Origin of the sequence: Serratia sp. MF1(2023) (assembly GCF_030954545.1) — a bacterium.
Lineage (GTDB): Bacteria > Pseudomonadota > Gammaproteobacteria > Enterobacterales > Enterobacteriaceae > Serratia > Serratia sarumanii.
On record NZ_JAVHUX010000013.1, the window covers coordinates 135,871 to 142,953 of the forward strand.

At 62.2% G+C, this 7,083-nt stretch carries 5 protein-coding genes; 3 read left to right on the top strand and 2 right to left on the bottom strand.

Features of this window, described 5'->3' with window-relative positions; genetic code table 11:
• The first annotated feature begins 203 nt into the window (after positions 1-203).
• The gene (gene fusA / locus REA38_RS07890) at positions 204-2,306 is read left to right on the top strand and encodes an elongation factor G (RefSeq protein ID WP_308885579.1); all 2,103 of its coding nucleotides are present in this window, start codon (positions 204-206) and stop codon (positions 2,304-2,306) included.
• A 27-nt stretch (positions 2,307-2,333) separates the two neighbouring features.
• On the opposite strand, the gene REA38_RS07895 is transcribed toward fusA, so the two are convergent.
• The gene (locus tag REA38_RS07895; protein WP_043147509.1) at positions 2,334-3,302 is read right to left on the bottom strand and encodes a DMT family transporter; all 969 of its coding nucleotides are present in this window, start codon (positions 3,300-3,302) and stop codon (positions 2,334-2,336) included.
• 98 nt (positions 3,303-3,400) lie between these two features.
• Complete coding sequence (locus REA38_RS07900) at positions 3,401-4,228, bottom strand: AraC family transcriptional regulator (RefSeq protein ID WP_308885582.1); 828 nt, start codon at positions 4,226-4,228, stop codon at positions 3,401-3,403.
• 196 nt (positions 4,229-4,424) lie between these two features.
• On the opposite strand from REA38_RS07900, the gene REA38_RS07905 reads away from it, so the two are divergent.
• Both REA38_RS07905 and REA38_RS07910 read left to right on the top strand, forming a co-directional pair.
• Positions 4,425-5,858, top strand: a complete 1,434-nt coding sequence (locus REA38_RS07905; RefSeq protein ID WP_060438627.1) for an NAD-dependent succinate-semialdehyde dehydrogenase — start codon at positions 4,425-4,427, stop codon at positions 5,856-5,858.
• 123 nt (positions 5,859-5,981) lie between these two features.
• On the top strand, positions 5,982-7,083 hold a 1,102-nt coding region (locus tag REA38_RS07910; protein ID WP_308885584.1), incomplete at its 3' end, for an IS4 family transposase.

The window sequence follows — 7,083 nt, forward strand, 5'->3', positions numbered from 1 at the left end:
GGCCTTTTTTTTCGCCCTTTCCTCCACCTGCTTGCTAACTTTCATCTATCACAGCCATCGCTTAAAAAAACCAACGCCTTCAACTACGATTAGTTTGTGACCAGAGCGAGGCTCTGCGATCCGGCAGATAACCCTATGAGGATTATCACCATTATCCATGCTGTTTAAGCCGCTCTCCTTCACGCGGCTAAGAAAGGTTGATTATGGCTCGCACCACCCCTATCGAACGTTACCGCAATATCGGCATCTCCGCGCATATCGATGCCGGCAAGACCACCACCACCGAGCGGATTCTGTTTTACACCGGGGTCAGCCACAAGCTGGGTGAAGTGCATGACGGCGCGGCGACCATGGACTGGATGGCGCAGGAACAGGAACGCGGCATCACCATCACTTCGGCGGCCACCACCTGCTTCTGGAACGGCATGCAGCATAATTATCCGCAGCACCGCATCAATATCATCGACACCCCCGGCCACGTCGATTTCACCATTGAAGTGGAGCGCTCGATGCGCGTGCTGGACGGCGCCGTGATGGTCTATGACTCGGTGGGCGGCGTGCAGCCGCAGTCGGAAACCGTCTGGCGCCAGGCCAATAAATACAAGGTGCCGCGGCTGGCGTTCGTCAACAAGATGGACCGCATCGGCGCGGACTTTTTCCGCGTGCGCAAAATGATGATCGAGCGCCTGAAGGCCAACCCGGTGCCGATCGTTATTCCGATCGGCGCCGAAGACCACTTCAGCGGCGTGGTGGATCTGGTGCGGATGAAGGCCATTCTGTGGGACGAAGCCTCGCAGGGCATGAACTTCAGCTTCGAAGAGATCCCGGCCGAGCTGCGCGATTCGGCGCAGGAGTGGCGCGAAAACATGATTGAGGCCGCCGCCGAAGCCTCGGAAGAGCTGATGGAAAAATACCTCAACCAGGTGCCACTGAGCGAAGAGGAGATCGTCCACGGGCTGCGGGTGCGCACCGTCGCCGGCGAAATCCAGCCGATGCTGTGCGGCTCGGCGTTCCGCAACAAAGGGGTGCAGCGCATGCTGGATGCGGTGATCGAACTGATGCCCTCGCCGCTCGACGTGCCGCCGATGGAGGGCCACGGCGAACACGATGAAATCATCACCCGCAAAGCCGACGACAACGAAAAATTCTCGGCGCTGGCGTTCAAGCTGATGACCGACCCCTTCGTCGGCCAGCTGACCTTCGTGCGCGTCTACTCCGGGGTGCTGGCCAAAGGCAGCAGCGTTTACAACCCGATCAAGGGCAAAAAGGAGCGCATCGGCCGCATCGTGCAGATGCACGCCAACGATCGTAAGGACATCGACGAGCTGCACGCCGGCGACATCGCCGCCTGCGTCGGCCTGAAGGACGTCACCACGGGCGATACGCTGTGCGACCCCGGCGCCATCATCACGCTGGAACGCATGACCTTCCCCGAGCCGGTGATCGCCCAGGCGATCGAGCCGAAGACCAAGGGCGACCAGGAGAAAATGGGCATCGCGCTGCAGCGCCTCTCTTCGGAAGATCCGTCGTTCCGGGTACGCACCGATGAAGAATCCGGCCAGACCATCATCTACGGCATGGGCGAGCTGCACCTGGAGATCATCGTCGATCGCATGCGCCGCGAGTTCGGTGTGGAGACCACCACCGGCAAGCCGCAGGTGTCGTACCGCGAAACCATCCGCAAGCGGGTGGCCGACGTGGAAGGCAAATTCGTGCGCCAGTCCGGCGGTAAAGGGCAATACGGCCACGTGGTGCTGACCGTCGAACCGAACGAACCCGGTAAAGGCTTCGAGTTCTTCGATGAGATCAAGGGCGGCGTCATTCCGGGCGAGTTTATCCCGGCGGTGAAAAAAGGCGTGCTCGAGGCGCTGAACAACGGCGTACTGGCCGGTTATCAGGTGGTAGACGTCAAGGTGCACCTGACCTTCGGTTCTTACCATGATGTCGACTCGTCGGAACAGGCGTTCCGCATGGCGGCGATCTTCGGTTTCAAGGAAGCCTGTCGCCTGGCGGATCCGGTGATCCTTGAGCCGATCATGTCGGTGGAGGTGGAAACGCCGGAGGATTACGCCGGCAACGTGATGGGCGACCTCTCCTCACGCCGCGGTCTGGTGCAGGGTATGGAAGAGATACCGGGCGGCGGCAAGGAAATTCGCGCCAAGGTGCCGCTGTCCGAGATGTTCGGCTACTCGACGACCCTGCGCTCGATGTCGCAGGGCCGCGCCACCTATACCATGGAATTCAGCCACTACGCCGAAGCGCCACGCAACGTGGCCGAAGAGATCATTCACCACAGCAAGCGTTAACCCTCGCGCCCGCCTTCGCGGCGGGCGTCACCCCGGCTTGTCCTCCAGCGCCACCACCACCGGCTGCGGCTTGATGCGCATGGCGTACACCACGCCGGCGATCAGGCAGACGATGCCGGCCAGCGTCAGCAGCGGCGGCCAGGCCTGGCGCAGCAGAAAGGTATAGGCCAACCCCGCCAGAATTTCGAACACGATGAGCGGCCCCACCAACACCGTCGGCAGCCGCTGGCTGGCTTCGTTCCAGCACAGCGCCCCCAGCCAGGAGCAGAACACGCCGATGACCAGCATCAGCGGGATAAACACCTCGGGGCGCGGGCCGAACGGCAAGGCAAACGCCGGTTCGCTCAGCGCCAATTGGCCGCAGACCGCCAGATAGCCCAGCAGCGCAAGCGGCAGCGTCACCAGCCCTTGCGCCGTGGCCCAGGTGGCCGGCCGCTGCGTCGGGTTTTCCCGCAGCCAGCGCGAGTTGCGCAGCGGGAACCAGGTCCAGCACGCCACCGCCAACACGGCCAGCCCCAGGCCGCTGAGATAGCGCCAGCCGTCGACCGGCAGCGCATTGCCGCGCAGCTCGGCGACGTTCACGCACGCCAACCCGCAGACGATCAGCAGCAGCGCCGGCGCCAGCTTGCTCCAGGCCAGTCGCCCGTCGTGCCGGCCGTAAAACAGATTGGCGCAGAGGGCGATCACCACCGGCAGGGTGCCGATGATCATGGTCGACACCGGTGCGCCGGTACGCTGAATGGCGCTGGCCAGGCACAGGTAGTACAGCAGGTTGCCGATGGCCGTCAGCTTGAGCGCCTCCAGCCAATCCTGGCGCCGCAGCTTGCGCAGGCGGCGACGATCGAGCCAGGCCAGCGGCAAGGTGATCAGCCCGAAGGCCAGATAGCGCCCGGTGGACTGCAGCGCGGCGGGATAATCCGGCACCAGCAGCGGGCCGACGAAGATCAATCCCCACATCAGCCCGGCGGCCAGGGCAAACACAACGCCAATGAACATAACGACTCCGACAAACGGCCGGCGCGGCCAACCCGCCCGACAAGACAGCGGCAGAGTAGCGAAAACGCGGGGAGGAATTATTGTAGCAGGTTGCTGTTTTAACCCAATTTCACCTGTTTCTGGAAACGCACCGGCGTGACACCGTAACGATTGGCGAAGGCGCGCGTCAGGTGCGCCTGATCGGTCAGCCCCGCCGCCGCCGCCACCTGTGCGGCGGGCATGCCACGCTCCAGCATGCGTTTGGCCTGCGACAGCCGGATCGCCATCAGCATTTGCTGCGGCGAAACGTGGTATTCGCCCTTGAACTTGCGCAGAAAATGGTACGGGCTGAGCGACACCAGCTCGGCCAGCTGATTGAGGGTCACCGCCTCGGCGAAGTTATCGTGCAGGTAGCTTTTCACCACCTCGAAACGGTGCGCCGCCTCGGCTTTTTCCCGCTGCCCGGTGCGGATATGCGGGTGCAACAGCTCGACAGCCTCCAACAGCAGGCCGTCCAGCGTAAGCGGATCGTCGGTTTGCCACAGCGTGGCGAGAATGGCGGACAGGCGCTGCGCCGCCCGCGGATCGTGGCGCACCGCATCGGTGAACCACTGGCTCCGATCGCCGGACAGCTGCTCCAGCGCCTCGGGCGCCAGATAGAGCATGCGGTAACACCAGCCGCCCGGCGTTTCGGCTTCGCCGGTATGCAGCTCGTCGGGGTTCATCAGTACCAGCGCGCCCGGCGCCGCCAGATGCTGCGCGCCGCGATAGCGGAAACGCTCCGCCCCGGTGTCTACGGTGCCGATAGCGAAGGCGTCGTGGGTATGCGGCTCGAAGGCATAGCGCTCAATGTGCGCCTGATAGAGTTCGACGCCCGGCAGATGCGACAAATGGCGGAACTGCGCGCAATCCTTCTCGAACGGAAACTGTTGCGGTACCCCTTGCACTCGACCTCCTCGTCCGTGCTGACAATCTGCTCAGCATAGCCAAAACATCGCCGGTTGAGTAGCCGCCCTGGCGCTTTCGTGCCCCTCGCCTGGACGATCGCCGCCATTCGGCGTAGGGTTAAGGTCCCTGTCCCTTTCAGGCGCGCCGCATCGCGAAGCTCATCGGCCCCTGACACTCCGCAAACAAGAGGCAACAATGTATCCGGATACTCAACTGTATATCGATGGACAATGGCGCAACGCACTGGCCGGGAAAACCCTGCCGGTCACCAACCCCGCCACCGACGAGGTAATCGGTCAAGTGGCGCACGCCGCCACAGAGGATCTCGATCTGGCGCTGGCCGCCACCGAGCGCGGATTTAACGTCTGGCGCGACACCGCCGCGCACCAGCGCGCCAACCTGATGCGCAAAGCGGCGGCGCTGCTGCGCGAACGCGCCAACGCCATCGCCGCCGTCATGACGCAGGAACAGGGTAAACCGGTGGCGCAGGCCAAAGTCGAAATTCTCAACGCCGCCGACGTCATCGACTGGTTCGCCGGCGAAGCCACCCGCACCTACGGGCAGATCATTCCGTCCCGCGCCCGCGACGTGCAGCAGCAAACCCTCAAGCTGCCGGTCGGCCCGGTGGCCGCCTTCACGCCGTGGAACTTCCCGATCAACCAGATCGTGCGCAAGCTGTCCGCCGCGCTGGCCGCGGGGTGTTCCATCATCGTCAAAGGCCCGGAAGAAACGCCGGCCTCGCCGGCTGAGCTGATCAAAGCCTTCGCCGACGCCGGCATCCCGGCCGGGGTGATCGCGCTGGTGTACGGCACCCCGGCGGAAATCTCGGAATACCTGATCCCGCATCCGACCATTCGCAAGATCTCCTTCACCGGCTCCACCCGCGTGGGCAAGCATCTGGCGGCGCTGGCCGGCCAGCATATGAAAAAGGCCACCATGGAGTTGGGCGGCCATGCGCCGGTGCTGATCTTCGACGACGCCGATCTCGACGCGGCGGCCAAAGAGCTGGCGCAGTCCAAGTTCCGCAACGCCGGCCAGGTCTGTATCGCCCCGACCCGCTTCCTGATCCAGCAAGGCGTTTATGAAGCCTTCGTGGAGAAATTCACCGCCGCCGTGCGTGAACTCAAGCTCGGCAACGGGCTGGAAGACGGCATCACCATGGGGCCGATGGTGCTGGGCCGCAGCGTCGACAATATCGAGGCGCTGGTGCAGGATGCCGTCGCCCACGGGGCAAAAGCCTGCACCGGCGGCAAGCGCGTGGCGGGCAAAGGCAACTTCTTCGAGCCGACGGTACTGCGCGACGTGCCGCTGAGCGCGCGCGCCATGTCGGAAGAGCCGTTTGGCCCGGTTGCCCTGCTGCGCCCGTTCGCCACCTATGACGAGGCGATCGCCGAAGCCAACCGCCTGCCGTACGGCCTGGCCGCCTACGCTTACAGCCGCAACATCGCCACCGTCAATGCGCTGGGGCGCGACGTGGAGAGCGGCATGCTGAGCATCAACCACATCGGTTTCGGCCTGCCGGAAACGCCGTTTGGCGGCGTGAAGGACTCCGGTCACGGCACCGAAGGCGGCAGCGAAGCGATCGAATCCTACCTGGAAACCCGCTTCGTCACCGTCGCCGGCCGTTAATCGCGTGTCGGATGAATAGCCAAAAGCCCCGCGCAAGCGAGTAATGCCGATCGTTTAAGGATCAATTGACCGATCCGGTAGTTGCTGTAAAAAGGGTCCATGGCATCATCATGGACCCTTAAAATGGAACTTTCCCAGGCTCTTGGCATTATCAATTTCACCACACCCGAGCGTGCTCGTTCTCTTTCCGACCTTATCCCCGCTGAATTTATCCAGCAAGCCCTGACGCTTACCGATACCGTCACCCTACGCAAGCGAAAACTCCCTCTTGAATCGATGATTTGGCTCGTTGTTGGCATGGCGGTTTTCTGCAACCGTCCGATAACTGAGATCGTTGGCCTGATGGATATTGTGGACCGAAACGGATGCCCGTTCACTGCCCGCAGTTCGGTTATCCAGCGCCGTAAAACGTTGGGTGAAGACGCCGTGCGTGAACTGTTCGATATCACTCAGCGGCACTGGAATCAGCAGGCGGCACACCCACGCTGGCATGGGCTGAACCTCTTCGCGGTGGATGGCGTGGTCTGGCGTACGGCAGATACTCCGGAGAACAATGCGGCTTTCAGCAGAACCCGTAATCAAAACGGCGAGGCGAACTATCCGCAGGTGAGAATGGTGTGTCTGATGGAGCTGAGCAGCCATCTTATCAATGCCGGCGCCTTTGACAGTGAACAGGTCAATGAAATGGTACTGGCAGCTCAACTGGCAGAAAAAACGCCGGATAACAGTATTACGCTGTTCGACAAGGGGTTCTACTCTCTGGGGTTGCTTCACCACTGGCAGCAGGCCGGTAAGGAGCGGCACTGGTTGCTGCCGCTGAAAAAGAATACCCAGTATGAAGTGCTCCATCGCCTGGGGCGTGGTGATGAGTTGGTGACGCTGAAAACCAGTCCGCAGGCACGAAAGCAGTGGCCGGCACTTCCTGCGACGCTGACGGTAAGGTTGCTGACCCGGAGAGTAGATGGGAAAGAGCGCCAGGTGTTGACGTCGCTGGTGGATCCCTTCCGTTACCCTGGTAATGATATCAGTGAGTTATATAGAAACCGATGGGAAATAGAGCTGGGTTACCGGGAAGTGAAACAAGGGATGCTGGACAGTCGTTGGACGCTAAGAAGCCGGTTGCCGGACCTGGTGAGACAGGAACTGTGGGGGATCCTACTGACATACAACCTGGTGAGGTATCAGATGGTCAACATGGCGAGCCATCTGAAAGGCGATTACCTGC